This is a genomic window from Leeia sp. (assembly GCF_041909055.1).
GTDB lineage: Bacteria > Pseudomonadota > Gammaproteobacteria > Burkholderiales > Leeiaceae > Leeia > Leeia aquatica.
This window is the reverse complement of record NZ_JAYREC010000001.1, coordinates 929,790-955,864: the sequence shown is the minus strand read 5'-3', so window position 1 is coordinate 955,864 and position 26,075 is coordinate 929,790. Positions and strand designations below refer to the sequence as shown.

24 protein-coding genes are annotated in these 26,075 nt (G+C 61.8%); 8 read left to right on the top strand and 16 right to left on the bottom strand.

Annotated features, from left to right (window positions below; all coding sequences use genetic code 11):
* Positions 1–4 precede the first annotated feature (4 nt).
* The 8 genes from ACE3O2_RS05230 to ACE3O2_RS05195 all read right to left on the bottom strand — a co-directional run bounded on the left by ACE3O2_RS05230 (position 5) and on the right by ACE3O2_RS05195 (position 11,222).
* Positions 5–679, bottom strand: coding sequence for an FHA domain-containing protein (locus tag ACE3O2_RS05230; RefSeq protein WP_374335362.1), 675 nt, complete (start codon positions 677–679; stop codon positions 5–7).
* A gap of 51 nt (positions 680–730) precedes the next feature.
* Positions 731–1,561 (bottom strand): Stp1/IreP family PP2C-type Ser/Thr phosphatase, encoded by an 831-nt coding sequence (locus ACE3O2_RS05225; protein WP_374335360.1) that lies wholly within the window; start codon positions 1,559–1,561, stop codon positions 731–733.
* Complete coding sequence (locus ACE3O2_RS05220; protein WP_374335358.1) at positions 1,554–4,133, bottom strand: CHASE2 domain-containing serine/threonine-protein kinase; 2,580 nt, start codon at positions 4,131–4,133, stop codon at positions 1,554–1,556. The genes ACE3O2_RS05225 and ACE3O2_RS05220 overlap by 8 nt, the downstream gene beginning before the upstream one ends.
* Before the next feature lie 197 nt (positions 4,134–4,330).
* The gene (locus tag ACE3O2_RS05215; RefSeq protein WP_168876765.1) at positions 4,331–5,638 is read right to left on the bottom strand and encodes a TolC family outer membrane protein; all 1,308 of its coding nucleotides are present in this window, start codon (positions 5,636–5,638) and stop codon (positions 4,331–4,333) included.
* A gap of 45 nt (positions 5,639–5,683) precedes the next feature.
* Positions 5,684–8,743: an efflux RND transporter permease subunit gene (locus ACE3O2_RS05210; protein WP_374335355.1), complete on the bottom strand. Its 3,060-nt coding sequence runs from the start codon at positions 8,741–8,743 to the stop codon at positions 5,684–5,686.
* Positions 8,744–8,746: 3 nt separating this feature from the next.
* Positions 8,747–9,841: an efflux RND transporter periplasmic adaptor subunit gene (locus ACE3O2_RS05205; RefSeq protein ID WP_374335353.1), complete on the bottom strand. Its 1,095-nt coding sequence runs from the start codon at positions 9,839–9,841 to the stop codon at positions 8,747–8,749.
* On the bottom strand, positions 9,834–10,505 hold the full coding sequence (locus ACE3O2_RS05200) for a TetR/AcrR family transcriptional regulator (protein WP_374335351.1): 672 nt from the start codon (positions 10,503–10,505) through the stop codon (positions 9,834–9,836). The genes ACE3O2_RS05205 and ACE3O2_RS05200 overlap by 8 nt, the downstream gene beginning before the upstream one ends.
* 174 nt (positions 10,506–10,679) lie before the next feature.
* Positions 10,680–11,222, bottom strand: coding sequence for a hydrolase (locus ACE3O2_RS05195; protein ID WP_374335348.1), 543 nt, complete (start codon positions 11,220–11,222; stop codon positions 10,680–10,682).
* Positions 11,223–11,378: 156 nt separating this feature from the next.
* Here ACE3O2_RS05195 and ACE3O2_RS05190 point away from each other — a divergent pair, with 156 nt between their 5' ends.
* The 3 genes from ACE3O2_RS05190 to ACE3O2_RS05180 are packed head-to-tail and all read left to right on the top strand — an operon-like array spanning position 11,379 to position 12,945.
* Positions 11,379–12,149, top strand: a complete 771-nt coding sequence (locus tag ACE3O2_RS05190; protein WP_374335346.1) for an enoyl-CoA hydratase — start codon at positions 11,379–11,381, stop codon at positions 12,147–12,149.
* Between the two features lie 48 nt (positions 12,150–12,197).
* Entirely contained in the window at positions 12,198–12,611 is a 414-nt protein-coding gene (locus ACE3O2_RS05185; RefSeq protein WP_374335344.1) for a GFA family protein, read from the top strand.
* The gene (locus tag ACE3O2_RS05180) at positions 12,604–12,945 is read left to right on the top strand and encodes an FKBP-type peptidyl-prolyl cis-trans isomerase (RefSeq protein ID WP_374335342.1); all 342 of its coding nucleotides are present in this window, start codon (positions 12,604–12,606) and stop codon (positions 12,943–12,945) included. The genes ACE3O2_RS05185 and ACE3O2_RS05180 overlap by 8 nt, the downstream gene beginning before the upstream one ends.
* Here ACE3O2_RS05180 and ACE3O2_RS05175 read toward each other — a convergent pair.
* Together ACE3O2_RS05175 and ACE3O2_RS05170 are read right to left on the bottom strand one after the other, a co-directional pair.
* Positions 12,942–14,168 (bottom strand): winged helix-turn-helix domain-containing protein, encoded by a 1,227-nt coding sequence (locus tag ACE3O2_RS05175; protein WP_374335340.1) that lies wholly within the window; start codon positions 14,166–14,168, stop codon positions 12,942–12,944. The two genes, ACE3O2_RS05180 and ACE3O2_RS05175, sit on opposite strands and share 4 nt — an antisense overlap.
* 75 nt (positions 14,169–14,243) lie before the next feature.
* On the bottom strand, positions 14,244–14,735 hold the full coding sequence (locus ACE3O2_RS05170; RefSeq protein ID WP_374335338.1) for an SRPBCC family protein: 492 nt from the start codon (positions 14,733–14,735) through the stop codon (positions 14,244–14,246).
* 452 nt (positions 14,736–15,187) lie between these two features.
* Here ACE3O2_RS05170 and ACE3O2_RS05165 point away from each other — a divergent pair, with 452 nt between their 5' ends.
* Both ACE3O2_RS05165 and ACE3O2_RS05160 read left to right on the top strand, forming a co-directional pair.
* Positions 15,188–16,477: an NAD(P)/FAD-dependent oxidoreductase gene (locus ACE3O2_RS05165; protein ID WP_374335336.1), complete on the top strand. Its 1,290-nt coding sequence runs from the start codon at positions 15,188–15,190 to the stop codon at positions 16,475–16,477.
* 9 nt (positions 16,478–16,486) lie between these two features.
* Positions 16,487–17,605, top strand: coding sequence for a type III PLP-dependent enzyme (locus ACE3O2_RS05160; RefSeq protein WP_374335334.1), 1,119 nt, complete (start codon positions 16,487–16,489; stop codon positions 17,603–17,605).
* A 15-nt stretch (positions 17,606–17,620) separates the two neighbouring features.
* Here ACE3O2_RS05160 and ACE3O2_RS05155 read toward each other — a convergent pair whose 3' ends face one another.
* Both ACE3O2_RS05155 and ACE3O2_RS05150 read right to left on the bottom strand, forming a co-directional pair.
* Positions 17,621–18,250 carry a helix-turn-helix transcriptional regulator gene (locus tag ACE3O2_RS05155; RefSeq protein WP_374335332.1) on the bottom strand — a complete coding sequence of 210 codons (630 nt, stop codon included), beginning with the start codon at positions 18,248–18,250 and terminating at the stop codon, positions 17,621–17,623.
* 3 nt (positions 18,251–18,253) lie between these two features.
* Complete coding sequence (locus ACE3O2_RS05150) at positions 18,254–19,465, bottom strand: MFS transporter (RefSeq protein WP_374335330.1); 1,212 nt, start codon at positions 19,463–19,465, stop codon at positions 18,254–18,256.
* A gap of 120 nt (positions 19,466–19,585) precedes the next feature.
* On the opposite strand from ACE3O2_RS05150, the gene ACE3O2_RS05145 reads away from it, so the two are divergent.
* Both ACE3O2_RS05145 and ACE3O2_RS05140 read left to right on the top strand, forming a co-directional pair.
* Entirely contained in the window at positions 19,586–20,239 is a 654-nt protein-coding gene (locus ACE3O2_RS05145) for a histidine phosphatase family protein (RefSeq protein ID WP_374335328.1), read from the top strand.
* Between the two features lie 81 nt (positions 20,240–20,320).
* The gene (locus ACE3O2_RS05140) at positions 20,321–21,667 is read left to right on the top strand and encodes a deoxyguanosinetriphosphate triphosphohydrolase (RefSeq protein ID WP_374335549.1); all 1,347 of its coding nucleotides are present in this window, start codon (positions 20,321–20,323) and stop codon (positions 21,665–21,667) included.
* Positions 21,668–21,677: 10 nt separating this feature from the next.
* Here the strand turns inward: ACE3O2_RS05140 and ACE3O2_RS05135 are convergent, their stop codons facing one another.
* Positions 21,678–22,007 carry a hypothetical protein gene (locus ACE3O2_RS05135; protein ID WP_374335326.1) on the bottom strand — a complete coding sequence of 110 codons (330 nt, stop codon included), beginning with the start codon at positions 22,005–22,007 and terminating at the stop codon, positions 21,678–21,680.
* Positions 22,008–22,151: 144 nt separating this feature from the next.
* Between ACE3O2_RS05135 and msrB the strand changes: the two genes are divergently transcribed.
* The gene (gene msrB / locus ACE3O2_RS05130) at positions 22,152–22,559 is read left to right on the top strand and encodes a peptide-methionine (R)-S-oxide reductase MsrB (protein WP_168876749.1); all 408 of its coding nucleotides are present in this window, start codon (positions 22,152–22,154) and stop codon (positions 22,557–22,559) included.
* Here msrB and ACE3O2_RS05125 read toward each other — a convergent pair.
* The 3 genes from ACE3O2_RS05125 to nirJ form a co-directional block, all read right to left on the bottom strand.
* Entirely contained in the window at positions 22,547–23,227 is a 681-nt protein-coding gene (locus ACE3O2_RS05125; RefSeq protein WP_374335323.1) for a Crp/Fnr family transcriptional regulator, read from the bottom strand. The genes msrB and ACE3O2_RS05125 overlap by 13 nt on opposite strands.
* A gap of 85 nt (positions 23,228–23,312) precedes the next feature.
* A complete protein-coding gene (locus tag ACE3O2_RS05120; protein WP_374335321.1) occupies positions 23,313–24,854 on the bottom strand; it encodes a cytochrome D1 domain-containing protein in 1,542 nt (513 codons plus the stop codon).
* A complete protein-coding gene (nirJ, locus tag ACE3O2_RS05115) occupies positions 24,851–26,065 on the bottom strand; it encodes a heme d1 biosynthesis radical SAM protein NirJ (protein WP_374335319.1) in 1,215 nt (404 codons plus the stop codon). The genes ACE3O2_RS05120 and nirJ overlap by 4 nt, the downstream gene beginning before the upstream one ends.
* Positions 26,066–26,075 lie beyond the last annotated feature (10 nt).

Here is a 26,075-nt window from a genome sequence, read left to right as displayed (position 1 = left end):
GGCGTCAGGGCTGCTGGAAGCGCATTTGTACGCCAGCCAGTTCGATCACGTCACCGGGCTGCAGTGGATGCGGCTGGCTGCCAATGGCAGCACCGTTCACCTGCGGGAAACTGGCACCTTCGACGTGGGTCAGGAAGAACCCCTGCGGGCGTCGGCTGATTACGGCCACCTGTACACCGGGCTTGCCCAACGTTACCAGGTTCTTGTTCAGCTCCAGCTCGCGTCCGGCGTTGCTGCCATTGAGGACGCTGATCCGACCGCTCGGCAAGGCCGGTGAGGGCGCCGGGGCCGCTTGCGGTGGGGGCGGCGGCGGGGGCAGATCGGCAGGCTTGATGCCCGGCCGCAACACCATGGTGCGATCAAAGCTGCCACTGTCGACGGGCGCAGCGGCCCCTTCGGCGACATAGCGCAGACGGAATTTGCCGATCTCGATCTCATCGTTGTGCTTGAGAAAGTGCTTCTCGATCGGGCTGCCGTTGACCAGGGTACCGTTGGTACTTTTCAGGTCTTCCACATAGTACTCACCCTGGATGCTGTGCAAGGCCGCGTGCTCACCACTGACCGCCAGATTCTCGATCTGGATGTCGTTATGCGGCTTGCGGCCTATGGTCATCCGGCTGCCGCTCAGCGTGAATTCCCGTAGCTCGGCACCGTCCAGGCTCATGATCAGTTTGGGCATGGTGAAGTCCTTCTATCTTTTATCGTATGTCCAGTGCGCCCCTCAGCGCGTTCACAGCCAGGGCAGCAGCCAGCTGAAGCGGCTGCGGCGTGTCTTGAAGGAGCCTTTGACCTGGGCCAGAATGACCGAGACGTTATCCTTGCCGCCGGCATCATTGGCCATTTGTACCAGCTGTTGCGAGGCCAGCGGCAGGTTGCTGCCCAGCATCTGCATGGCTTCGGAAATCTCGTCGTCAGTCAGCATGTCATTGAGCCCGTCCGAGCACAGCAGATACAGATCGCCTTCCTCCACCTCATAATCGTTGATGTCCGCCTCAACGGCATCATCAATGCCCAGCGCACGGGTCACCAGATTGCGGTAGTGCGCGTGACGCGCCTGCTCTTCGGTCAGCAAGCCACTGTCAATCTGCTCCTGCAGCAGCGAGTGGTCGCGGGTCAGGACCTCCAGCCGGTCATCACGCAGACGGTAGAGCCGGGAGTCGCCAATATGCGCCACGCTCAAACGGTTGTCGTAAAACAGGGTGACCACCAGGGTGGTGCCCATGCCGGCACATTGCGGTTGATTCCGTGCGGTCTGGAAGATTTCCCGGTTGGCATTGGCAATGGCGTCCAGCAGCAGGCGGTGGGCCTGCGGACGGCCGCTTTCCGGATCGCGCTTGTGTAGTTCGACGCCGGGCATGCGCAGTTTCAGCTCGGTACTGATGCAGGCAATGGCCATGCCGCTGGCTACCTCTCCCGCGTTGTAGCCGCCCATGCCGTCGGCGAGGATGGCCATGCCCATGCTGTTGTCGATGGCGACAGCATCCTCATTGTGTTCACGCACCATGCCCGGGTCTGACAGGGCAACCATCTCGAGTGCAGTACGCAGATCGGCATTACGCATGGCCGCACTCCGCCAGGCATTGCTGCAGGGCAGCCGCGAGTTCGGCGCCGCTCTGGTAGCGACGCTCGACATCCTTCTGCAATGCCTTGTTCAGGATGGTGAGTACGCACAGGGGCAAGGCATTGTTGAACTGGGTAATGTCGCGCGGCGGGTCATTGGCAATGCGGAACATCAGCTCGGCCATGGAGTCGCCATGGAAGGGCAAGTGCCCACACAGCATCTGGTACAGGGTGACCCCCAGCGAGAACAGGTCCGACCGGCCGTCGATCTTCTTGCCGGAGAGCTGTTCCGGTGACATGTAGCTGGGCGTGCCCAGCACCATGCCGGTTTTGGTACGGCTGGAGTCGGTGATGCGGGCGATGCCAAAGTCAGTCACCTTGACCGTGTGCTGGTCCGGCTCGTACATGATGTTGGCGGGCTTGATGTCGCGGTGTACCACACTCTGGCTGTGGGCATAGTTCAGCGCGTCCGCCACCTTGGCGATGATCTGCATCACGGTGGGCATCGGCAGCAGGTGATCCGGCTTGATCTGGTCGGCCAGGTCCTTGCCCTTGAGGAACTCCATGGCGATATAGGCCAGGTCGTGCTCTTCACCGGCGTCATAAATGGTGACGATGTTCGGGTGGTTCAGTCGTCCGGCCGTCTCGGCTTCGCGGAAGAAGCGGGCGCGGGCTTCATCCAGCTCCTCGGCCTCAAACTCCTGCGACAGGGCCATGGTCTTGATCGCCACCGTGCGGCCAATCTTCGGGTCGCGGCCGAAATACACCACCCCCATGGCACCCTTGCCTAGCTCCTTCTCTACCTGGTAGCGGCCCAGCATCGGTTTTTCCGCACCAGCGGTGATCAGTGTCCCGGCTGCGCCATGGCTGCCGGAGCCGCCAAGGATCACCGTCTCCGACATTTGCTGCGCGCGGGCAAGCCGCTGTGGCAAATCCTTGTACTTGGCGTTGTAGCCGGACATGTACTGGAACACGGCGAGCGACTTGTTGAATTGCCGCTTGCGTTCAAAATCCAGTGCCAGGGTATACAAGGTGTCCATCATGGTGTCGTCGATCGGGCACTTGCGGAATTTGTCGAAGGCCAGATCCAGCTGGCCCTGCCCCTGGAAGGCGAGGCCCAGCATGCGGTTGCTTTCTGCCGATTCGGCGTCGGCCTGTGCCTTGCCGCGCTCGGAGAACAGGAAACGGCGGGTGCTGATCAGCAGGTAACCGGGTACCAGCAGGCAGACTGGAGCCATCAGCTTGACCCACTGCAGCTGGCTCTGCATCAAATAGAGTTCGCCGCCGACCAGACCCGCCAGCAGCAGCAGGGTCAGGATCGCCCCCACCGCTGCGCCCAAATGCGGCAGCACGGCCACCAGGAAGACGGCAATGATCAGCAGTCCGACCAGGGGCGCCCATTGCGCCCACTCCGGTTCACGTACCACATCCCCTTGCAGCAGGCTGGACACCGAGTGGGCCAGTGCCAGTACGGGCGGCATGGTACCGGAAGGGGTGGACAGGGAGTCACCCAGCCCCGCTGCGGTAGGGCCGATCAGGACGATCTTACCGCGATACTTTTCCGCCGGGATGATGCCGTTATAGACATCAATGAAGGAGTCGACCGGGAAGCTGGTATTGGCGTAGAACAGCGGGCGGAACCCCCCTTCGGTATCGCTCTGCAGGGTCTGGTTCCCCAATTGCAGGTTATTGCCCAGCTCTACTTGAATTTGTCCGGCGGACAGGTTGAGCTGGCGGGTGGCTGCAATCAGCGACAGCGAGGGGTAGATGGCTTCGCCATACTTCAGGTACAGCGCCTCCCGGCGCACCAGGCCATCCGGATCCGGCAGGTAGGTGCTGTGGCCGATGCCGCTGGCAAAACGGCCATAGCTGTCGATGGGCCACACCATGCTGCGCAATTGCAGTACCCCGACACCCTTGCCGCGATCAATCACCTGGCCGATACTTTGCCGCTGCGCCCACTCCGGTTGCGGTGGCGGGTTACCCAGCGACTCTCCGGGCAAGGCCAGCTCGGTGCCTGCAATCAGCACCGTATTTTTGGCTTTGGCCAGTGAGTCCGACATGGTCTTGTCGACATTCAGTGCCTTCTCAGCGTCACGCAGCACCTGTTGAATCGCTTTGAGGTCGGCCACGGCGGGCGCGGGCGGCGCAGGGGGCGCGTCACTGGCGGCTTGCTCTGGCATGCTGGCGGCCGCCCGGTTCTGGTTCTGCAGGGCCTTGGTGGTCAGCGCACTCAGTTTGTCAAAGTAGGCCATGCCCGGGTCGATCTGCGGCTCCAGATAGTAGACGCTGTTGACCACGGTACGCGCTTGCGCCTCACCCAGCTTGTCGATGACCTTGGCGCCGATATCGCGTGGCCAGGGCCAGCGGCCGATGGTCTGGATGCTTTTGTCGTCAATGGCAATGATGGCGATCTGGCTGCTGGGGGTACGCTCTACCCGCGACATGCCGTAGTCGTAGGCTTTGCCATCCAGGACATCCACCACGGAGGTGTAGAACAGGGCTGGCAGTAACAAGAGGACTACCAGCAAGGCAAACACCCAATCCCGCTGCCAGAATGTGCGTTTGGACATGTACCGCCATCTCCCTGAGCCTTTAACGTGCAAGGGGGAACACGGCCCCACCGGGGGCCGTTGAACCGTCTGGCTTCATTCTATGTCATTTTGCGGTTAAAGGTGGCGTTTGCATCGTCTTGTCATGCCGGACGGCAGACGAACGCCGAAGAATGGTGCTGCCGGACAGTCGCGCGAGCTGACCGGCAGGGAGTGTTTCAGGGCTTGAGACGGCTGTTGACTTCTTGCAGGTCGCTTTCGGTCAGTTGTCCACTGGTGGCTTTCAGGCGCAGTGCTGTCAGCAGGTAGCTGTAGCGGGCTGCAGACAGGTCACGCTGGGTGGAATACCAGTTCTGCTGGGCATTGAGCACATCCAGGTTGGTTCGCACGCCGACTTCCTGCCCCAGACGGGTCGATTTCAGTGCGCTTTCCGAAGACACCAGGGCCTGTTCCAGTGCTCGAATCTGCGCCGCACCGCTGGAGATGCCCAGATAGGCGCTGTTGGCATCCTGCACGGCTTTGCGACGCGCCACTTCCAGCTCATCCCGGGCCTGTTCCTCTTTGGCCACCGCCTCACGCGATTTGGAGCTCAGCGCACCGCCCGCGTACAGCGGGATGTTCAGCTGCAAGGCGATGCTGCCGCTGGTGGTGTTGGTCGGAGAGCTGCCGCCGCCGGTACGGTTGTGCGCAGCGGTGGCCACCAGATCCAGCGTAGGGTAGTGGGCGGCACGGGCCCTGTCGATTTCCCGGCTGGCCACCTCTTTCAGCAGCTGCTTGGCTGCCACATCCAGGCTGCCTTGCTCGGCTCTGGATTGCCATGCTTCGCTACTTTGCGCCGGGGCGGATACCGGCAGTTTGCCGTCAAGCCGGGCCAGATGGCTGACGGGTTTACCGGTCAGCTGCGTCAAGGCCGCTTGTTTGACATTCAGGTCGTTACGAGCGGCGATTTCCGCCGCTACGATCTGGTCAAAGCGGGCCTGGGCTTCATGGGTATCGGTGATGGTGGCGGTACCCACTTCAAAGCTCTTTTTGGCCAGCGCCAGTTGCTGAGTCGTCGCTTCTTTCTGCGCCACGGTCAGCTGCACCCGGTCTTCGGCAGACAGAACATCAAAATAGGCCTGGGCCACCCGCAGGATCAGGTCTTGCTCGGCAGCCCGGCGCTGCACTTCCGCCAGCTCGACCTGCAGTTTGCCTTGCTCGACCTGTGCCAGCGATTGACCGTTGTAGATGGCCTGCTTGGCCTGGATCACAATGCCGTTGCTGTTGTAATGGCTATGAACGTCCCGGCCATTGCTGCGCAGCTCGGTATCGACCTCATTCCAGGTGGTATTGGCGCTGAGGTTGATTTGCGGCAGCAGCAGCGCCCTTGCCTGCGGGTAGCGCTCAATGGTGGCATCATGGCTGGCCAGGGCGGCGGCATAGCTGGGGTCACTCTGCAGTGCCTGACGATACAGCTCCATCAGGTCGGTGGCATGGGCGCTCCCTCCCAGCAGGGTCAGCAGCAGCAGGTGGCGACGCAGTTTCATGGTCCATCCTTGTTTGGGTGCGTGATCAGAAGTATGCATGTATTTTCAGGCTTCCGGCTGGGGTTGGGGTTTGACCCGGAACCAGGCCGCGTACAGTGCCGGCAGGAACAGCAGGGTCAGAACCGTGGCCACCAGCAGCCCGCCCATGATGGCGAAGGCCATCGGTCCCCAGAAAATACTGCGGGACAGCGGGATCATGGCGAGAATGGCGGCCAGGGCGGTGAGCATGATCGGGCGGAAGCGCCGCACGGTGGCTTCGACAATGGCTTGCCAGGCGTGAGCCCCTTCGCGGATATCGTGCTCGATCTGGTCAATCAGGATCACCGAGTTGCGCATGATCATGCCGGCCAGTGCAATGATGCCGAGGTTGGCGACAAAGCCCATGGGCTGGTTGAACAGCAGCAAGGCGATGGCCACACCAATCAGGCCCAGCGGGGCGGTCAGCAGGACCATGAAGGTGCGCGCAAAGCTGTGCAGCTGCAGCATCAGCAAGGTCATGACCACAAACAACATCAGTGGCATCACCGCGGCAATAGATGCCTGTGATTCGCTAGAGCCTTCCTTGCTGCCACCCAGTTCGATGTGGTAGCCCGGTGGTTGCGCTTTCTCCAGCTTGCGCAACTCAGGCTCGATCTGATCGGACACGTCCGGTGCCTGCCAGCCTTCGGCAATATCCGCCCGCACGGTAATCACCGGGGTACGGTTGCGGTGCCACAACAGATTGTCTTCAAATGCCATCCGGACGGTGGCGATTTGCGACAGCGGTACCGTTTTGCCACTGGCCGTGCTGACCGGCAGATCACCCAGCGTTTGCAGCGAGGGCGTGTTTTGCGGGTCCAGCCGCGCCACCACGTCGATGGTCTGGTCGCCATCGCGGTACTGGGTCATCGGTGCGCCCACCAGCATCAGGTTGAGGGTGCGCGACAGGCTCTGGGTGGAGACGCCCAGTGCGCGTGCCTTGTCCTGATCCACATCCAGCTTGAGGATGCGTGCCTGTTCCAGCGTGTCCTGGTTGACGTTACGGGTGTTCGGGTTGGCCCGCATGATGGCCGTCACCCGATCTGCCAGCTCCCGCACCCGCTTCTGGTCGGGGCCCATTACACGGAACTGCACCGGGTAGCCGACGGGTGGGCCGTTCTCCAGCCGCACAGCACGACCGCGCACGTTCGGGAAGTCGGTACTGAACCAGGTATTGAGCTGCTTGAGCAGCGCCTCCCGGTCGTCCAGACTCTTGGTCATGATCATCAGCTGGGCGTAGTTGGCGTTTTCCTGTTCCTGGTTCAGGGGCAGGTAGAAGCGCGGACTGCCCTGACCGATATAGGTGGTCACGCTGTCCAGATGCGGGTTGCCTTGCAGCTTGCGCTCCAGCTTTTCGGCTTCAGCACGGGTGTTCGACCAGCTGCTGCCCTGCGGCAACCACAGGTCCACCAGCACTTCCACCCGGTTGGAAGTGGGGAAGAATTGCTTCTGCACAAACTTGAAGCTGAAGACCGAAGCGAGGAAGGCCAGCAGGGTCAACACAATCACCAGCTTGCGGTGGCGCAGACACCAGTCTACCAGCGCGCGGAAACGACGGTAGAATGGCTTCTGGTAAACGTCGATTTCTTCGCCATGATGCGCCAGCTCGGGCAGCAGTTTATAGCCTAGGTAAGGGGTAAACGTCACCGCCACGATCCACGACAGCACCAGGGCAATGGCCACCACCGCAAAGATGCTGAAGGTGTACTCCCCCGCTGCTGACTTGGCCAGGCCCACCGGCAGAAAACCGGCGACGGTGATCAGGGTGCCGGTCAGCATCGGGAAGGCGGTGGCAGTGTAGGCGTAGGTGGCCGCACGTACACGGTCCCAGCCTTGTTCCAGTTTCAGCGCCATCATTTCCACGGCGATGATGGCATCGTCCACCAACAGGCCGAGCGCGATGATCAGTGCGCCGAGCGAAATGCGCTGCAGGTCGAGGTTGAACAGGTACATGGCAATGAAGGTCATCGCCAGTACCAGCGGGATGGACAGCGCTACCACCACCCCCACGCGCAGGCCCAGCGAGACAAAGCTGACCGCCAGCACAATGGCCACCGCTTCCAGCAATGAATGCATGAACTCGTTGACGGCGTTCTTCACCACTTTGGGCTGGTCAGACACCGGCTCGATATTCACGCCCAGCGGCAGCTCGTGTTTCAACTGTTCAATGGTGGCGGTCAGGTCCTGTCCCAGCTTGATGACATCGCCTCCTTTGGCCATCGAGATGGCCAGCGCAATGCCAGGCTTGCCCTGATGGTGGAAGGCAAAACTCTGCGGGTTCTGATAACCGGCGTAAACGTCGGCTACATCAGACAGCTTGAACGTGCGGCCTGCCGCCCGCACCGGGGTATTGGCAATGCTTTGTACCGAATTGAACTCGCCCGACGTGCGGATATAGAGCCGGTTGCCACCTGCCTCCACAAAGCCGGAGGGCTCCAGCCCGTTTTGCTGGCTGAGGGTGCCAATGATGGTGAGGGGATCGACCCCCATTGCAGCCAGCTTGGTGGTCGAGAAGTTGACGTATACCTTTTCTGCCTGAACCCCCAGCAGTTCGACCTTCTTGACGTTCTCCACCCGCAATAGCGACTGGCGGGCGCGGTCGGACAGCTTGCGCAGTTCCGCCATGCTGTAGCCGTTGCCGGTCAACGCGTAGATGGAGCCATAGGTGTCACCGAATTCGTCATTGAAGAAGGGGCCGAGTACGCCTTGTGGCAAGTTCTGGCGGATGTCACCGATATTGCGGCGCACTTTGTACCAGATATCCGGAATGTCTTTGGGCGGGGTGTCGCCACGCACTTCGATGAAGGTGACCGCCTCGCCCGGCTTGGCGTAGGAACGGATGTACTTCAGGTACGGTGTTTCCTGCAGTTTTTTCTCGACCTTGTCGAGTACCTGGTCCTGCATTTCCTGTGCGGTGGCGCCCGGCCACAGGGTCTTCACCAGCATCAGCCGGAAGGTGAACTCTGGGTCTTCTTTCTGGCCCAGCTTGCCATAGGTGATGAAGCCGGCCAGCATGAACACCAGCATGAAGTACAGCACCAGGGTACGGTGCTTGAGCGCGAGCGCCGAGAGGTTGAGGGATTTCATGGTTTACAGCCCCTCGACCGGGCGGACTTTCTGTCCTTCCCGCAGCAGGTTGGCACCGGCGGCCACCACTTGCTGGCCGGGTTGAATGCCTTGCTGGATGCGGACCAGATTACCCTGCAAGGCGCCATGTCGCACCGCTTGCAAATGGACCTTGCCGGACTTGCTGTCGTACACCCACACCCCGCTGCGGTTCCCCTGGCTGTAGAGGGCACTGATCGGCAGGGCTACACCGGTGGCGGCAGTTTGCGGCAGTCGCAGCTGGCCGCTCATGCCGGCGTGGACCTGACTGTCAGCATCGACGATGGTGACACGGGCAGTAAAGGTGCGGGTGACGGCATCTGCTTCCGGCGACAGTTCGCGCAGGCGAGCCAGGTAGGCTTTGCCCGGATTGGCCCACAGGCTGACCGTCAGCCCATTGCTGCTGGCCAGCTGTTGTCGTTGGGATTCGGGCACCGCCACCACCAGCTCCAGCTCCTGCCCGGCAGACAGTTTGCCGATCACCTGTCCGGCCGCGACCACCTGACCGGCTTCCAGGTCCAGCTGGCTGATCACGCCATCCTGTTCGGCACGCAGCTCGGTGTAACGGGCCTGATTGCCGGAGCTTTGTGCCTGGGCTTCCGTCTGTTTCAGGCGGGCATTGCTGCTGTCGAGTGCGGCTTTGCGACGCTCAAATTCAGCTTGGCTGATAAAACCCTGATCACGCAGCTGGCGAAAGCGGGCGAGGTCACGGTCGTTCTGTTGGCGTTCGACACTGGCGGCATCCTGCTGGGCACGGGCCGCGGCGCTACCCAGCTGGTAGTCGGTCGCGTCCAGACGAGCCAGTACCTGACCATTCTTGACGGTATCCCCGACATTGACCAGCCGTGCCGTGACCTTGCCCGCCACCCGGAAGGAGAGCCGCACCTCATGGCGCGGGCGTACTTCCCCGGCCAGTTGTTGCGGGTCGGCAGCGGCCGTGGTGCTCACGGTCATCAGCTTGACCTGGCGGATGTCTTCGTACGGCGCTTCCGCAGGCTTGTTGCAAGCAGCCAGCAGCAAGGGCAGGGCCAGTATGGGCAAGTAGCGGGGCAGGCGGGATGGCATGTGGGTGTTATCCATGGTGAGTCTGAATGTCGGTGGCGCGCAGGCCGTTGAAGAGGATGTCAAGCGCCTGCTGGAACAGCAACTGGCTGTCCAGCCGGGTCTGCTGGTTTTGCTGGGCGAAGCAGTGCTTGTGCATCACGCTGTAGAGCATGGGCGCAATGATGATATGGGCAGCGTAAACCGGGTCCAGCCGACGAATCTCGTCGCGTGCCATGCCGGTTTCCAGCAGGTGGATCAGCTGCTGGTGGAAGCGCTGAATGACATGGGTGTCGTAGTAGGCGGCCACATCCGGGAAATTGCCCGCTTCGGCCATCATCAGCTTCAGGATGCCGGAGCGCGGGGTTTCCAGCACGGTTTGCCGCCAGTGGTCGGCAATATTTTGCAGCTGCTGCTGCAGCGAATGGTCTGCAGAAGCGTCGATATAGGATTGCACTTCATCCAGCCGTGGCTGGATGGCGGACTTGATGATCTCGCGAAACAGCTCTTCCTTGTTCTGGAAGTACAAGTAGGGCGTGCCCTTGGTGACACCAGCCTGTCGGGCGATGTCTTCCATTTTGGTACCGGCGTAACCCTTCTCGATGAACACCGCCAGCGCGGCATCCATGATCTCGCCTGGGCGTGCTTCCTTGCGGCGCAGCCAGCGACATCCGGGTTGATGGTTCTCGGGCGTCGATTGCATGAGTAAATTACTGAACAGTTATTTAGTGTGCATGGTAAGACGGTCCATGCTTTGTGTCAATAAGTTACTGAACAGTTATTTAGTCAAAAAAGGGCATAAGGCAGTGCGTGCTGGCACCACGGCTGCAGTGATCAAGGTGTGACCCACCCTGCAGCGGATCGACAGGTGTTGGGCTTAGCGGAGGAACTGTTGACTGAGCTGTTTGAACTCGGGGGTGGCGGCTTGATGTGCCCATTCAAACAGGCACATCTCGCGGCTGACGATGGAAAGCCCAAGGGCTTGCAGGCGCTGCAAGGCCAGTTGATGATCCAGGGGGTTGCGGCTACCGATGGCATCGGCCACCACAAACACATCCAGCCCGCTGGCGTGCAGGTCCCAGGCGGTTTGCAGCACACAGACATGGCTTTCCATGCCACAAATCACCACCTGACGCCGTTGCTGCAGCAGCTCGACAGGCAGGCAAGCGGCCGCCACACAGGAGAAGTGGGTCTTGTCGACCACGGGGGCATCAGGTGCCAGTGCGCGCAATTGCGGGTGGGTGGGGCCCAGCCCCTTCGGGTATTGCTCGGAAAAGAGGATGGGCACACCCAGATGGAGTGCGACACCCATCAGCCAGTGACAATGCTGTAGCAGCTGCTCGGCCTGATCTATGGCGGGCAGCAGCTTTTCCTGGACATCGACTACCAACAGCAGGGATTGGTCACGATGCAGCAGCATGGCGGGGCTCCGGAGTGATGGGTCGATTGTAGGCGGCTTGGGGCGTGCTGCAAAGGCCATTGCAAAAATTCACTTATGTCAAGCAAGCAGTTGCTTGATTTTGCAAAAAACACGGTATAGGCTAGGCGCACCAATCAGATCAGGGAGCGCAGGGGCATGAGCGATGCGATCAGCAGTGACATTCAGGATGGTGTGGCCATCCTGCGGATCAACCGGCCAGAGAAGAAAAATGCACTGACGCAGGCCATGTATACGGCGCTGTGCGATGGCATTGACGCCGCTGATGCCAACCCGTCGGTGCGTGCAGTGCTGATTACCGCCACGCCGGGCTGCTTTACCAGTGGCAACGACATCAATGATTTCCTGCAAAATCCACCGCAGGATGAAAACAGCCCGGTACTGCGCTTCCTGCACACCATCAGCCATAGCAAAAAGCCGCTGATTGCCGCCGTCACCGGCTTGGCGGTGGGGGTGGGCAGTACCCTGCTGCTGCATTGCGAGCTGGTCTACATGGCGCAGGGTGCCACCCTGCAATTCCCGTTTACCAAACTGGGCTTATGCCCGGAGGCAGGCTCCAGCTTCTTGCTAACGCAACGCGTGGGGTACGCCAAGGCCAGTGAAATGCTGTTGCTGGGTGAGCCCTTGTCGTCCACCACAGCCTTGCAATACGGTATCGCCAATCAGGTGGTGGCGGATGATGAAGTGGAGGCGCTTGCCTTGGCGCAAGCCCGCAAGCTGGCTGCGCTGCCGCCGCAGGCCCTGTACACCTCCAAAGCCCTGATGCGCCGTGCCCATCGCGCGCTGGTAGAAGACACCATGCGCGCCGAAGCCGAGCAGTTCACCCATATGTTGCGGGGTGAAGAGGCGATGGAAGCGATGATGGCCTTCATGCAGAAACGGGCGCCGGACTTTTCCCGGTTCAGCTAAGCGCCGGTCTGCCCCTATAATGATGCGCTTGAGCCATCAGGGGGCAGCATGAGCGAGATACTGGAAGGGCGCTGCCTGTGCGGCGCGGTTGCGTTTGAGGTGCAAGGGCCGGTCGAGCGGGTGTCCCACTGCCATTGCAGCATGTGCCGTAAAGGGCATGGTGCTGCGTTCGCGACGTATGGCACCGTGCGTGCTGCCCAGCATCGCTTCACCCAAGGGGAAGCGCACATCGGGCGCTACGCCTCCTCTCCCACTGTAGAGCGCTGTTTTTGTACCCGCTGTGGCTCGCCGCTGCTATGGCACGAGCCGGGCAGCGGCTGGCTGGCCTTCCCTCTGGGGGCGCTGGAGACGGCGTGGCAGCCAGAGCAGCATATGCACATCTTTGTCGATTCCAAAGCGCCGTGGTTTGAAATTACCGACCACTGGCCACAATTCGCCAGGAGTACCGGTGCCCATGAGTGATGAACTGGATATTCGCGACCTGGTGGTGGGCGAAGGCAAGGCGGTGGTCAAGGGCGCATTGATCACCACCCACTATCGGGGCTGGCTGGAAGATGGCACTGAGTTTGATTCCTCCCACCAGCGAGGCAAACCCTTTCAGTGCGTGATTGGCACCGGGCGGGTCATCAAAGGGTGGGACCAAGGCCTGATGGGCATGCGGGTGGGTGGCACACGCCGCCTGGCGGTTCCGGCGCACCTGGCCTACGGCGAACGGCAGGTGGGCGCCTTGATCAAGCCGCATTCCAATCTGCTGTTCGAAATCGAGCTGCTGGAAGTGCTGACCCGCGACGACTAGGCTTGGCTCGCCAGCTCGGCATGCAGCAAGGGGGCCAGCCGGTCGGGCAGGGCGCCGCTCAGCTGCACTTCCGGCGTGGCGTGCCAGCGGGCAAACTCGAGCATGGTACGCACCAGATCACGTGCCAGCCCCTGACTGGCACGTACACCTGCCTCCAGATGCAGCGCTTTGACCTCCATCCGCCCCTGTTGACGGTGTGCCTTGGCATCCATGCGGCCAATCAGCGCGCCGTTGCGCAGGATGGGCAGCACAAAGTAGCCGTATTGCCGCTTGGGCGCCGGGGTGTAGCACTCCAGACGATAATCGAACTGGAACAAGGCATTGGCGCGTTTCCGGTCCCATACCACCGGATCAAACGGCGAGAGGATGCGGGTGCCACGGGCCTGCAATGTTCCCGCCAGCGCAGCATCCAGCAGCTCGGCATGGTCCGGGTGGATGTAGACGGTGTCACCACTCTCTGTGAGGGTGGCCTGCAGTAATAATCCTTGGCTGGCCAGCGTGGCGGGTTGCAATTCTGCTTCCAGCCGCCCCATACGGTAATAGTCGGCCACCCAGCCGGGGTGGGCAACGCCCAGTGCCTTCACCGCCTGCAATACCAGTTGCCGCTTGCAGTCCTGTACCGGCTGCAGATGCTGTGCATCTTGCCAGTCGGGCAGCACCCGCTCGCGCAGGTCATACACCCGCTGGAAACCTTGCCGACGCGCTACCATCAGCTCACCGCTGGCAAACAACACTTCCAGCGCCCGCTTTTCCGGCTTCCAGTTCCACCAGCCAGCCTGATGCCCCTCTGGCTGCTCGAAGTCGGCGGAGCGCATGGCCCCCTGCTGCTGGATATGCTGCAGCACCCGCTCAACTACCCCCGGGTGCTCACGTCGCCATTGGGTGGCTGATTTCCAGCCCAGTTGCTCAGGGTCGACCATGCGGTGCCGCAGCAGGCCATAGTCTTCGATTGGCAGGAAGCAGGCTTCATGTGCCCAGTATTCAAACAGCTGCCCCTCGGCCAGGGCGTCATCCAGCCATTGCTGCTGATAGTCGCCCAGGCGGCTCCACAGCACCAGATAGGGGCTGCGTGCCACCACACTGATGGTGTCAATCTGCAGCAAGGCCATGCGGCGAATGGTGGCCAGCACATCGGCCGGGCGTGCCTTGCGGCGTGGCGCAGTCAGCAGCCCCTGGGCGGCGAGGTGCAGGGCGCGGGCGGCAGGCAGGCTAAGGGCGGTCATGGGTGGGGCCAAGGCATGGGAGGCCTTTAATCTAGCACATATAGAACAGTTGTTCTGTATTCATGTGGCGCATGTTCAGTGCAGATCACCGGATTCCAGCTTCTGGTCCTCCACCAGCTCGCGGATCAGCCGAATGGTGTCGATATCCGCCTCACGGTAGGCGGCCTTGACATAGCTGGCCACTTTGACGGCTTCACCGGTCTCGCCGCTGTCGTCTTGCAATGGTGTGTCGTAGGTGAAGCGGACGAACAGGCTCTCCCCATCCGGGCTCTCGATGCGCATGGTGAGGCTGCCTCCGCCGTGCTGTTCGCTGGCCTCGGTCAGATAATGCACGGCTTGCCGGGACTCAAAGCGGACCTCATCACGTACAACCAGGCTGCCAAAGTGCAGTTCGCGGCGCAGGCCCTGCTCGCTGCGCGACAGGATGTGGGCCGCATCCAGCTGTGGCATGAAATGCTGCGGGTCGGTTGCACGGCGGACCAGTCCAGCCCATAACTGGGCGTGTGTCAACTGGACTGAGAGGGCGTTGTCGCGGTCATTGATTTCGATCAGATGCTCAAAATGCATGCAGGGCGTCCTGTGGGCGTGTCTCTTGTCAGTTTGCCTGATCCGGTGCGGGTTTGGCCATGCTGACGGTCGGCAGGCAAAAGTGGTTAGTCTATAAAGTGCTTTGCTGCGATGCAATAATCGTGTAATATTAAGGCGTTACCTTACTCGGTAATCAAAGCATGCCCTCAAGGGAGGGTATGGGCCGGAACGGGCAAGTTGGGCTGTATCGTCCGTGGCCGGTGGTTGTCGTCAAGCAAGGCAAGGGTTGCAACCGCCCGCGTACAGCTAATCGTCCCACAAGGACGTGATGCCAGAAACAAAGGAGCAAATCATGGGCTGGGCTCTGTTTATCTTCAAGCGATAAATCGGCGCATGCCGGTAAAAAGCCGCACGGGATGCCGTTGCGGCTTTTTTGTTGTCTGCGTTACCCTGCACGTGCGGCATCTGCCGCTTCAGTGGAGGTCGGCCTGATGTTTGAGTCCTCAGCGCAGTATCCGGACAGCTGGTATGCCGCGTCTAGCCTGGATCGGCAGCGATCGCGACTGCCCTTGCAGGACGACGTGGATGTGGATGTCTGTGTGGTCGGCGCGGGCTTCACCGGTTTGTATACCGCACTGGAGCTGGCCGAGGCCGGATTGTCCGTCCGTGTGCTGGAGGCCAGCCGGGTGGCATGGGCGGCCTCCGGGCGCAATGGGGGCCAGCTCATCCTCGGTTTTTCCTGTGACATGCCGCCGTTTGAGGCCGCGCTCGGTACGCAGCGGGCCAAAACCATCTGGCAACTGGTGAGAGCGGCCGCAGCAGATATCCGCCAGCGTATCCAGCGTCACCAGATCGACTGTGAGCTAGCCAGCGGCCATGTCTGGACCGCGGTCATGCCCCGCCGGATCAAGATCCTGACCGATTGGCAGGAAGAGGCCGCCCGCCACTGGGATTACCCGCACCTGCAGTTCATCCCGCAAGCCGAGCTGCCGGAGTATGTGGGCTCGCCGCGCTATGTGGCCGGGCTGCTCGACAGCGAAGGCGGCCATCTGCATCCCTTGAAGTATGCGCTGGGGCTGGCTGACGCCTGTGAAGCGGCCGGTGTGATTCTGCATGAGCAAAGCCGGGTGCTGGACTACCAACGCGAAGGTGATGGCTACCGGGTACGTACGGAGCAGGCCACACTGCGCTGTCGCAAGCTGGTGCTGGCCTGCAATGCCTATCTGGACCGGCTGGCTCCGCACCTGTCAGCGCGGGTACTACCGGTCGGCACCTATATGATCGCCACCGAGCCGTTGCCGGAAGTACTGGCGCGCGAGATCCTGCCGCAAAACCATGCGGTGTCCGATAACCAGTTTGTACTCGATTACTTCCGGCTGTCCGCGGATCGACGCCTGTTGTTTGGCGGCAAGTGCACCTATTCCGGGCGCACCCCGGCCAATCTGGCAGAGCGGATGCGGGCCGACATGCTGCGGGTGTTCCCGCAACTGCGTGATGTGGCGATCAGCCACTGTTGGGGCGGGCACATCGACATTACCGTGCACCGCACCCCGGATTTTGGGGGGGAGCAGGATCTGTATTGGGCGCAAGGCTTCTCCGGTCACGGCTTGATTCCGACCCGCGTGGCCGGCCGGGTGCTGGCATCGGCCATCCTGGGTGATGAGCAACTACTGAACCTGTTCCGCGCGCTGCCCAACCCGGCTTTCCCTGGCGGCGACTGGCTGCGGGTGCCACTGCAGGCTGCGGGTATGGCCTGGTATCGTCTTCGTGATTATCTGTGAGGAGTGGATATGAATCGCCCCATGTTCAATGCCTCGCTGCGTAGCCAGCTGCTGGCCGCACCCTATACCGGTCCACAACTGTGGATGGATCGCGCGGTATTGCGCGACCGGGTGCTGCGCTTTCGTCGCGCCCTGCCTGCGGTGTACCCGCACTTTGCGGTGAAATGCAATCCAGACCCGCAGGTGCTGCAGTGCCTGCATGAGGCGGGAGCCGGTTTTGAGATTGCTTCGCCGGATGAACTGAAATTGATGCTGGAGCTGGGGGTACCGGCTGCCGAGCTCTACTATAGCAATCCGGTCAAGTCCCGCGAGGCGATAGCCCAGGCGGTAGTCGCCGGGGTGCAATGGTATGTGGTGGACTGTGTCGAGGAATTGCACAAAGTGCATGCCCTCTATCCGCAAGCCTCGTTCTACCTGCGGCTGCATACCGACAATCAGGGCTCGCAAGTGGCGCTGTCCGGCAAGTTTGGCGCAGGTGAGGCGGAGGCCGAGGCGGTGTTGCAGGCGGCGCTGGCCTGTGGCGCCGATCTGGCGGGCATTACTTTTCATGCCGGGTCACAATGTTGCCGATTGGAGAACTGGCTGTCCGGTATTGCTGCCGCCAAGAAGTGGTTCCAGCGTATACTGGAGCGAGGCCTGACGCCGCGGCTGCTTAACCTCGGCGGTGGTTTCCCGGCGGAATACGACAGAGCGGTCCCCAGTATCGAGACCTTGGGGCAGGCGATCCATGAGGCCTTGCAGGGGATGCCCGCCTCGGTACGCATCATGGCAGAGCCGGGGCGCTATCTGGTGGCGGAAGCCGGAGGGTTGCTGTGCCAAGTGATCGGCACCACCCGACGAGGTGGACAGCGCTGGGCGTATCTGGATGTCGGGGTGTTCAATGGTCTGCTGGAGTCGATCACCGGCTTCAGCTACGCCATCGACACCTCACGGGAAGGGCCGCGTGCAGCATGGACCATGGCAGGCCCCACCTGTGATTCGATGGACATCTGCGCTGAGGCTCAGCCATTGCCTGTGACCCTGCAGGAAGGGGACCGTCTGTGGGTACATACGGCGGGCGCCTACAGCAATGCCTGCGCCAGCCGTTTCAATGGCTTTCCGCTGCTGCCGGTACGCCTGATCGGCTGAGGGGCGCGTCTGGGCTCAGGCGGGTTTCAGCCACTGGATGCGATAAGTGCAACGGCGGGCGCCCGCCAGCAGGTGTTCGCTGCGTTCGACCTTGAAAGCCGGCCCCAGGCTGTGCTGGAACAGGGTCAGCTCCGCGCGGCAAAAACCTTGGCACTGACGTGCTGCAGCACAGATCGGGCAATGGTTTTCCAGCAGCAGCCAGTGGCCGTCCTCGTCGCGTTGTGCTTCAGCCATATAGCCCTCTTCACTGCGCAGGCGCGCCAGCGTGGTGACCTTGCTGGCCAGGTCGGGCTGGCTGGCCAGTGACGCCTGATAGTGCTGCCGGGCCTGTTGTTCGCGGGCGGCAATCAGCTGATCCAGCCCGGCCTCGCCGAACAGACTGCGGACCTGATCAATCAGTTGCAGGGTGAGGTCGCTGTGCCGGTCGGGGAAGCGGGCGTGCCCGGCGTCGGTCAGCATCCAGTAGCGGCCTGGGCGACCTACGCCTTCAGCGCGCTCTTCGGACTGCAGCAATCCTTTGGCTTCCAGCGCCAGCAGGTGCTTGCGCGCCCCCATAGGGGTCAGGTCCAGCGCATCGGCCAGCGTCTGTGCCGTTTGTGCGCCTCGGGTTTTCAGCAGATAGAGCATCTGTTCTGCATTGCTCATGGCTCAGGCCTCCCGCAAATGGCTTTGCCGGGCCAAGCGCAAAATGCCCCAGGCACCCCAGGCACAGCAGCCTGCACCCAGCAGCAGTACCAGGCGGGTGTCCAGCAGCGTCAGCCCCCCGCCGATCACGGCGATCAGCATGTTCGACAGGAAAAAGATGCTGGCCAGCAAGCCCATCACGCTGCCTTGCCCCTGACTGGCAAAACGCTCTGACCAGTAAATGGGCATCCGGGTGTTGTAGAGCGAGATGGGCAGGCCTACCAATACGATCACGACAATCCCTGCCCACGATGTCCACAATGCCTGCAGGGCGATTGCAGCGGCCAGCAGCAGGGCATAGCGCCCGGCTTGTGGCAAGGCACCTTCTGTGCCCTTGTACAGGGGAATGCTGCTGATGCCGGTCATCACAATGCACAGCACAGCGGTAACCCAAGAGATCTGCTGACTGTCAAAACGGTGATACTCCACCAGCCACAGCGGGTAAAACTCATAGAAACCCGAGATGCCGATGGCGACACCCATCTGCAGCAACGCCAGCTGGCGGATGGCCGGGTCCCGCAGCAAGGACAGCACATTGCGGTGGCGTATGGTCTGCCACAGTGTGTGGTCGTTGGCATGGGAGGGGGTATCGCCGGGCAGTGCCAGCCAACAGCCGATCAGGCAGCATAGCACGGCGGCGCTGGCGATCCAGAACGGCACACTGTAGCCCCAGCCCACGGTGGCCCCGCCCAGCATGGGGCCGACCAGCCAGCCCGCGTACAGCGCCGAGTTGATCAGAGACAAACCACGATTACGGTCTAGCCCGGGAATGCTCACCGAGATGGCGCGGGCAATTGCCGTATTGCCTTCTACCAGACCCACTGCAAAGCGTCCCAGCATGAACAGCGGCAACAAGCGGGCCTGCAGGGCCAGCGCGGTGAGTGCATGCAGCAGCACCGCCACCCCCAGGCTCCAGGCCAGCACCTTCCGCTGACCGAAACGGTCGGCCAGCGGCCCCAGTACCATACTGCCGAGCAGGCAGCCGAGCGGGTTCAGCGCCAGAGTGATGCCCAGCAACAACTTGGGCGGCAGACCGAGGAAATGATTGAAACGGTCTGGTGCGGTATCCACAAACAGCGGCGCCAGGATCGGGTAGGGCAAGGAAGCGCCGACCGTACTGATCAGCGCAATGGCGCACAGGATCAATAAGGCAAGCATGGGGTGGCGATTGGACATGTTAAGGCTCCGGCGATGACGGGATGAGTTTAGCGCCCCCAATTGCAATTAGCAAACTTTATTGTTTGTAAAATACATGAGGCTTTCCCTGTGACTGGGCTTGCCGCTATGATCGTGAGCATGAACTTCCCGATCCTGCCCGCTGATGCCACCCGCCTGTGCCTGATCCGCCATGGTGAAACTGACTGGAACCTGGCGCGCCGCCTGCAAGGGCAGACCGACATCCCGCTGAACACGACCGGTTTGGCGCAGGCCGAAGCACTGGCGCGTGGCTTTCCGGCGATTGCGGTGGATGCACTGTATTGCAGCGACCTGCAGCGCGCCCGGCAAACGGCGGCGCCCTTGCTGGCCCGACTGGCGTGCCCGCAGAGGCTCAGCCCAGCACTGCGCGAGCAGCACTTTGGGGTCTTCCAGGGGTATACCTACGCCGAGATGGCGGAGCAGCAGCCGGAGCTATATGCCCGCTACCGGGCGCGAGACCCGCAATGGGACATTCCGCAAGGCGAGTCCATCCAGCGTTTTTACGACCGGGTGACGCAGGCGTTCGATACCATGGCCATGCAGCACTGTGGGCAAACCCTGGTGGTGGTGACCCATGGCGGTGTGCTGGACATGCTGTGGCGACATGCACACGCATACCCGCTCTCCGCGCTGCGGCAGGTGGAGATTCCCAATGCGGCCTTCAACTGGGTGAGCTGGCATCAGGGGCGCTGGCAGGTAGAACGCTGGGCGGTGCAGGATCATCTGGCAGCGGCCCTCGACGAGCTGACCTGAACGCGGGGCGACAAGCCTCGCTGCCTGCTTTATCATGCGGCTTTCCACCCCGAAGGCCCTGCCGTGCGCTCTTCTTCCCGCATGAACTGGAACCAGTTGCTGTCGACCACCCGCTTCAAGGTAGTGGATGGGCAGGTGCAGACCACCGTGGCCGGGGCCGCTGCTGACAGCGCCATCGGGCTGCGTACCGACTTTCACATCGACCATGACCGGGTGGTGTTCTCCAGCGCCTTTCGCCGTCTGGGCCGCAAGACCCAGGTGCACCCGCTGGCCAGCCATGACCACACCCACAACCGGCTGACACACAGTGTGGAGGTGTCCTCGGTGGGCCGTTCGCTGGGCAACCGGGTTGGTGCGGCATTGGCCGAGCATGGCGAGCTGCCTGCCGGTTATACCCCGTTTGACATCGGTGCCATCGTACAGGTGGCCTGCCTCGCCCACGACATCGGTAATCCACCGTTTGGTCACACCGGTGAGGATGCCTTGCGTGTCTGGTTCCGCGACCCGGCGCGGCAGCACCTGCTGGCTGGGCTAAGCATGGCAGAAGCGCTGGATGTCCAAACCTACGAAGGCAATGCCCATGGCTTTCGCATGGTCTCCAATCTGGAGATGTATGCGGGCGAAGGCGGCATGCGGCTGACCGCAGCGGCGCTGGGCAGCCTGATGAAATACCCGTGGGCGGTGGATGTGTCGCCCAAGCCGGGCAAGTTCAACCTGTACCAGTCTGAGTTGCCGTACTTTCGCGCCGTGGCGGCGGCTTTGGGGCTGCCGGAAGTCAGCGCCAATCGTTGGGCGCGCCACCCGCTGTCTTACCTGATGGAGGCGGCGGACGACGTGTGCTACGCCATTCTCGATCTGGAAGATGCGGTCGAGATCGGCATTCTCGACGTGCAGGAGTTCGAGCACCTGCTGCTGCCACTGGCGGGGCTGGATGAGCGTGCGCTGACCAGCCAGGACCCACGGCAGAAATGTGCGCTGGTGCGCGGTACGGTGGTGGGCAAATGTGTGGCGGCACTGGCAGACCGCTTCATGGCACATTATCACGACCTGATGGCGGGCCAGTTCACCGGCAAGGACTTGCTGGCCGTCTGCCCGCAAGACATTGGCGACGCCTTGCAAGGGGCCAAGGAGCTGGCCAGCCGCAAAGTCTACCGTCACCGCAGCAAAGTGGTGACCGAAGTGGCGGCCTACCCCTGTATGGCCACCATCCTGGCTGTGTTGATCCCGGGCGTGCATACCTTGGTGACCCAGGGCGAAGCAGCGCTCTCCACCCGTGAGCGCATCCAGCTCTCCCTGCTGGAGCGCCCGCTACCGGTGCGGGATGGGCTGTACGCCTGCTATATGAGTGTGCTCGATTTCGTGGGCAATATGACCGATAACGCGGCGGCCAATCTGGCGCGCGAGATCTCCGGGGTGGGCATCCTGTAGCGGTGTACCCTCAGATCAGATCGTCGGCCCGGCCCAGAAAACCCAGCGAGGGATTGAGCTGGGAGCGCAGCCGCTTGCGGCTGAGCAGCTTGTGCTGGGCTTCCGGTGGCAGGTCGGTAATGCGCAGGATGTTTTTCTGGATCAGGGTATCCACCAGATCTTCCAGCACCCGCACCAGTTCACGGTCCAGCACATCGAAGCTGCCGCCGGTACCTTCACCTTCGCCCAGAAAGACGACCACTTCCGGATGATCGGCAGGCAGAAAGCTGTCGGCTGCGTCGGAGGCCTCTTTCAGAAGCGCGACGATCTGGCCATGATTGTCACGTTTGATATACGGCATCGTTCCCTCCCTGGGCGATACACTGCAGTATGATTCATCTTGCGCCAGCCGGACATGAGGCGCCAGTGTACTGAAGTACAACTGACAGAATCGTGGCTGGGCGCCGACCAAACAACATGCCCTGACCTGAACCGGAGTGCTGACATGACGGACAAGCTGATCAAGTCTGATGCCGAATGGCGCGAACAACTGACCGCCGAACAATACCGGGTCACCCGGCAAGCCGGTACCGAGCGCCCGTATAGCGGCGTGTTTTACCGGCACGATGCCGCGGGAGATTACCACTGTGTCTGCTGTGGTGCGCTACTGTTTCACGCTGATACCAAGTTTGATGCTGGCTGTGGCTGGCCCAGCTTCTGGGAGGAGGCGGTACCGGGCAGCATCACCCGTCTGCGAGATGCCAGCCACGGCATGATCCGCGTGGAGGTGCGTTGTAGCCGTTGCGATGCCCACCTGGGGCATGTCTTCCCCGATGGGCCGGAGCCCACTGGCGAGCGCTACTGCATCAACTCGGTGGCCTTGACCTTTGCAGGCAAAGATCAACCGGGCTGATACTGCTCCAGCTCCGGCAATTGCCGGATGAGAATGTCGCGGCCATTGACCTCGATCAGCCCTTCCTCGCTCAGCTGGTGCAGCACGCGGGAAAAGGTCTCTGGCGTCAGGTTGAGCCGCGAGGCTATCAGGTTTTTATTGACTGGCAAGTGGACATTGGCCCCCTGCTGATGCGGCTTGCACACCTGCAGCAGGTAGTTCACCACCCGCTGGGTGGCGTTTTCCACCGAGTAACGCTCGACATCGCGTACCAGTGCGTGCAAACGCAGGGAGAGCCCGGCCAGCATGTGCAAGGCAAAGCCGGGGTCGTTGCGGATGGCCTGGTGGATGACTTCGGCGCTCACATGCAGCAGCATGCCATCCTCCACAAACTGGCCGAGCAAGGGGTAGGGGCGCTGCAGGAACATCACTGCTTCGGCAAAGCTCTGGCCGGGATGGAAGATTTCCATCACCTTTTCGCTGCCGCTGGACGCGATCAGTGACAGTTTGACCTTGCCGTACACCACCAGATACATGCCATCACAGGGGTCGCCCTTCTGGAAGATGATTTGGCCTTTTTCACCACGCACCTCGCGAGTGCCCGGCACCAGCAGCTCGCGCTGCTCATCCGATAATTGCTGGAACAGCGGCTGGTGCTTCAGGAATTCGCGGATATTGATCGACAGCATGGGGAAACCTTCCTTCGGTCAGGTTGACGAAGGATAAGGGGTTTGACCAGTAGAAACCATCCATCACAAGAACTAGTTCTCCTCGTCAATGGCTGGTGCCCTCCGAGCGGTTCACCTTGTTGTAGACGTTGTATTTTCCGATCGGCTTCATCATCGGCAGCGACTTGACCTCTTGCAAGGTGCGCGCATCGACCACGATCAGTTCGCCCGGGCTTTCCATGATGCTGACCAGGGCATAACGGCCATCCCGGGTAAATTCAACGTGGGCATTGGTCTTGCCGGGGCGCAGCGTCAGCTCACGCACCACTTGCAGGGTGCGCTTGTCGATGATGAACAGGGTGTCCTTGCGCGGCGACATCATCGCATCCACCCAGGCGTAGGGTGTCTGCTCATGGCTGCGCAGGAAAAAACCGGGGCCGGGGGTCGTGATCTGCTTGACCACCTGCCAGCGGTCCATGTCGATGACCGTGACGCGACCGCTGTTCAGGTTGGGGCTCGCCATCAGGTGGTGGCCATCCTGCTCGAAGGTGATGCCGGAGCCCAGGTGCGGCATGCCATCCAGCGGCAGGGTGGCCACCTTGCTGCGGCTGTCCAGATTGATCACCTGCGCACTGCCATCGCGCGAGGCCGCCATCACGTGCTGGTAGCGGGTGTCAAAGAAAAAGTCATCCAGCACCATGTCCAGTGGCGTGACGCGCGGGTTGAGGTAGCCGGGAATGGCCAAACCTTCACCCATCTTGTAGTCGTGCACATAGCCGGGGTAGATCGGCTCGGCATCTTCGCGGTAGGAAATCTCCCACAGCTCGCTGGCGTCCTTGAGCGCCACCACAAAGCTGCGACGCGGTGCGGCATCGTAGACGGCCGATACGCGGGACAATTTGCCACTACGGTCCTTGACCGGGATGGTCTTGACCGGTTTGAGGCCATGGGCGTCAAGCAGCACCAGGGTTTCCGGCAAGGTATTGCCCGCCAGTACCCAGCGACCATCCGATGACACCGCCAGATTGCGGGTATTCAGGCCAACACGAATTTCGGCCACCATCTGCAGGGTGTAGAGATCGTACTGGCTGACCCAGCCATCACGGCTGGCAAAGTAGACAAAGCGGCCATCCGGCGAGAACTTGGGGCCGCCATGCAGCGCAAAGCGGCTCTGAAAACGGGCGATCGGCTCAAAACGATCACCATCGAGTACGCTCACATGGTGATCCCCTGCTTCCACCACCACAAACAGGTTGTGCGGGTCGGCGCGGTAGCCCGGGCGGGCGGGCAGCGTGGCCGGATCGAGGTACTGCACGCGCGAGGCGCTTATGTCCTGCTCGCGCCACTGTGGCACTTCACTGGGTGCCTGGCGCAACCAGCTGGCCAGTAACTGGATGTCTTCCGCGCTCAGCCGGTCGGCAAAGCCCTGCATCTGGGTGGCGGGGCGCCCCTGGCGGATCACACTGAGAATCTCGCCCGGTTTCAGGCGCTCCAGGCTCTGTGGCAATAGGGCGGGGGCCATGCTGCCCATGCGCTGGTTACCATGACAAGTCAGGCAATGCTGCTGATACAGGGTGGCGGGGTCGGCGGCCAGGCTCTGCAGGCTGAGCAGCAACAGGATAGCGGCAGACAGTTTGGGCAGCATCATGGCTGGGTCTCCATGCTGACCAGCGGGATACGCTGCCAGCGGGTCAGCGGGGCCAGCGGGAACGCCCCATCCGCCACGCCGACTTCCTGATCACTCAGATAACAGGCCGGGTCGGCCGCCCAGTAATCACCGGTCAGCTCCCAGGCGCGCACGCGGGTGTTGCCGTTGCAAATCGCCAGATGCTGACAGGCACCGCAGCGTCCCTGTACCGGGCGGGGCTGCTGCTTGAGCCCGGCCATCAGCGGGTGGCCGGTGTCCGGCCAGATGGACGAGAACGGTCGCTCGCGCACATTGCCCAGTGTCACCTTCCACCACATGGTGTCCGGGTGTACGTTGCCCAGATTGTCGATATTGGCCACATTCACCCCGCTGGCATTGCCCCCCCATTGCTGCAAGCGCTGGCGGAGCTGCGCGGCGTGTTGTGGATAATGCTGTTCGGCCCAGTGCAGCAGGTAGACGCCATCGGCATCGTTGTTGCCGGTGACGAAATCCTTGGGGCGGCCCGCCTGCAGATAGCGCAGGCATTCGGCAATCAGCAGGTCCATTGCCCAGCGGGTGCGCTGGTGACGGGCGTCGGTATCGCGGTGCTTGTTGCCGCGCCCGGCATAGTTGAGGTGCGAGAAATAAAACTTGTCGATGCCTTCATCGTCGACCAGCTGCAGCAGGGCGGGCAGGTCGTCGGCGTTGTCCTCGGTCATGGTGTAACGCACGCCCACCTTCATGCCCGCATCGCGACACAGGCGGATACCCTGCAAGGCGAGGTCAAAACCACCTTGTAGCCGCCGGAAGCGGTCGTGGGTGGCACCGATACCGTCCAGACTGATGCCTACATAATCAAAGCCGACATCGGCAATGCCGGCCACCCGGTCCGGCGTGATCAGGGTGCCATTGCTGGACAGCCCGACATAAAATCCCAGCGCCTTGGCGCGCTTGCCTATCTGCAGCAGATCGGGCCGCAGCAGTGGCTCGCCGCCGGACAGGATCAGGACTGGCACGCCAAAGGCACGCAGGTCGTCCATGACGGCAAACACCTCATCGGTACTCAACTCACCGGCAAAGTCCTTGTCAGCAGAGATGGAGTAGCAGTGTTGGCAGGTCAGGTTGCAGCGGCGGATCAGGTTCCAGATCACCACCGGCCCGGCCGGTTTGCGCGCAGGCGGCAGCGGTGCCGGGTGTAGCAGGGATTGCAGATACGGGGTCAGGCGCAGCATGGGAATCGCC

Bases quoted from the DNA above. Each gene is read 5' to 3' on its own strand.
- ACE3O2_RS05195 (WP_374335348.1), bottom strand. From the start codon at position 11,222: ATGCTGCTGCATCGTGACCAATCCCTGCTGTTGGTAGTCGATGTCCAG.
- ACE3O2_RS05165 (WP_374335336.1), top strand. From the start codon at position 15,188: ATGTTTGAGTCCTCAGCGCAGTATCCGGACAGCTGGTATGCCGCGTCT.
- ACE3O2_RS05215 (WP_168876765.1), bottom strand. From the start codon at position 5,638: ATGAAACTGCGTCGCCACCTGCTGCTGCTGACCCTGCTGGGAGGGAGC.
- ACE3O2_RS05140 (WP_374335549.1), top strand. From the start codon at position 20,321: ATGAACTGGAACCAGTTGCTGTCGACCACCCGCTTCAAGGTAGTGGAT.
- ACE3O2_RS05200 (WP_374335351.1), bottom strand. From the start codon at position 10,505: ATGCAATCGACGCCCGAGAACCATCAACCCGGATGTCGCTGGCTGCGC.
- ACE3O2_RS05160 (WP_374335334.1), top strand. From the start codon at position 16,487: ATGAATCGCCCCATGTTCAATGCCTCGCTGCGTAGCCAGCTGCTGGCC.
- ACE3O2_RS05175 (WP_374335340.1), bottom strand. From the start codon at position 14,168: ATGACCGCCCTTAGCCTGCCTGCCGCCCGCGCCCTGCACCTCGCCGCC.
- ACE3O2_RS05135 (WP_374335326.1), bottom strand. From the start codon at position 22,007: ATGCCGTATATCAAACGTGACAATCATGGCCAGATCGTCGCGCTTCTG.
- ACE3O2_RS05225 (WP_374335360.1), bottom strand. From the start codon at position 1,561: ATGCGTAATGCCGATCTGCGTACTGCACTCGAGATGGTTGCCCTGTCA.
- ACE3O2_RS05185 (WP_374335344.1), top strand. From the start codon at position 12,198: ATGAGCGAGATACTGGAAGGGCGCTGCCTGTGCGGCGCGGTTGCGTTT.
- ACE3O2_RS05210 (WP_374335355.1), bottom strand. From the start codon at position 8,743: ATGAAATCCCTCAACCTCTCGGCGCTCGCGCTCAAGCACCGTACCCTG.
- ACE3O2_RS05125 (WP_374335323.1), bottom strand. From the start codon at position 23,227: ATGCTGTCGATCAATATCCGCGAATTCCTGAAGCACCAGCCGCTGTTC.
- ACE3O2_RS05120 (WP_374335321.1), bottom strand. From the start codon at position 24,854: ATGATGCTGCCCAAACTGTCTGCCGCTATCCTGTTGCTGCTCAGCCTG.
- ACE3O2_RS05150 (WP_374335330.1), bottom strand. From the start codon at position 19,465: ATGTCCAATCGCCACCCCATGCTTGCCTTATTGATCCTGTGCGCCATT.
- nirJ (WP_374335319.1), bottom strand. From the start codon at position 26,065: ATGCTGCGCCTGACCCCGTATCTGCAATCCCTGCTACACCCGGCACCG.
- ACE3O2_RS05220 (WP_374335358.1), bottom strand. From the start codon at position 4,133: ATGTCCAAACGCACATTCTGGCAGCGGGATTGGGTGTTTGCCTTGCTG.
- ACE3O2_RS05205 (WP_374335353.1), bottom strand. From the start codon at position 9,841: ATGGATAACACCCACATGCCATCCCGCCTGCCCCGCTACTTGCCCATA.
- ACE3O2_RS05155 (WP_374335332.1), bottom strand. From the start codon at position 18,250: ATGAGCAATGCAGAACAGATGCTCTATCTGCTGAAAACCCGAGGCGCA.
- ACE3O2_RS05190 (WP_374335346.1), top strand. From the start codon at position 11,379: ATGAGCGATGCGATCAGCAGTGACATTCAGGATGGTGTGGCCATCCTG.
- ACE3O2_RS05170 (WP_374335338.1), bottom strand. From the start codon at position 14,735: ATGCATTTTGAGCATCTGATCGAAATCAATGACCGCGACAACGCCCTC.
- msrB (WP_168876749.1), top strand. From the start codon at position 22,152: ATGACGGACAAGCTGATCAAGTCTGATGCCGAATGGCGCGAACAACTG.
- ACE3O2_RS05230 (WP_374335362.1), bottom strand. From the start codon at position 679: ATGCCCAAACTGATCATGAGCCTGGACGGTGCCGAGCTACGGGAATTC.
- ACE3O2_RS05180 (WP_374335342.1), top strand. From the start codon at position 12,604: ATGAGTGATGAACTGGATATTCGCGACCTGGTGGTGGGCGAAGGCAAG.
- ACE3O2_RS05145 (WP_374335328.1), top strand. From the start codon at position 19,586: ATGAACTTCCCGATCCTGCCCGCTGATGCCACCCGCCTGTGCCTGATC.